We start from the raw sequence: 865 nt of genomic DNA, 5'->3' as shown, positions 1-865 counted from the left end.
ACCCGAAGGTGTTTCCACCCTCGCGCTGCGATTATTTGAGAGACTCTGACGCAACAGAAATGACCTCATCCGTATTTCTACATTGAGATATTCCGCCGCATCGTTTCAAATTTCAGCTTGTTCCAGATTGTTAAAGAGCATAATACTTCACAGCATACTGTTGCCAATACGCTCTGAAGTCTTTATATGGTGGAGCTATGCGGGATCGAACCGCAGACCTCCTGCGTGCAAAGCAGGCGCTCTCCCAGCCGAGCTATAGCCCCAAATTCAGTCATACCCTTTAGCCCACCGCTCGATGAGTTAGCCAATTCGTTTCCAGGCAAGGCGGAGTCTCACGACGTTTACATCAGTAAACGAGTGGGGCGACAACACAGCATGGGAAAGAATTGGTAGGCCTGAGTGGACTTGAACCACCGACCTCACCCTGATCAGGGGTGCGCTCTAACCACCTGAGCTACAAGCCTATTAAGGTATTTCTGCTCGTCATTTTCATCAGACAATCTGTGTGAGCACTTCACTTAACTTCGTATCATCAGGTAAGGAGGTGATCCAACCGCAGGTTCCCCTACGGTTACCATGTTACGACTTCACCCCAGTCATGAATCACAAAGTGGGAAGCGCCCTGCCTAGGGTTAAGCTACCTACTTCTTTTGCAACCGCCTCCCATGGTGTGACGGGCGGTGTGTACAAGGCCCGGGAACGTATTCACCGTAGCATGCTGATCTGCGATTACTAGCGATTCCGACTTCATGGAGTCGAGTTGCAGACTCCAATCCGGACTACGACGCACTTTATGAGGTCCGCTTGCTCTCGCGAGGTCGCTTCTCTTTGTATGCGCCATTGTAGCACGTGTGTAGCCCTACTC

General features: G+C 50.9%; 2 tRNA genes and 1 rRNA gene. All 3 read right to left on the bottom strand.

Annotation, left to right across the window (positions count from 1 at the left end):
• Positions 1–187 precede the first annotated feature (187 nt).
• A tRNA-Ala gene (locus tag B4923_RS20710) sits at positions 188–263 on the bottom strand.
• 124 nt (positions 264–387) lie between these two features.
• Positions 388–464, bottom strand: a tRNA-Ile gene (locus B4923_RS20705).
• A 73-nt stretch (positions 465–537) separates the two neighbouring features.
• Positions 538–865: ribosomal RNA gene (locus B4923_RS20700) — 16S ribosomal RNA — on the bottom strand; the annotation flags it as partial.

The sequence above is a fragment of the Brenneria roseae subsp. americana genome, assembly GCF_003115815.1.
GTDB lineage: Bacteria > Pseudomonadota > Gammaproteobacteria > Enterobacterales > Enterobacteriaceae > Brenneria > Brenneria roseae.
This window is presented reverse-complemented; position numbering and strand designations above follow the sequence as displayed.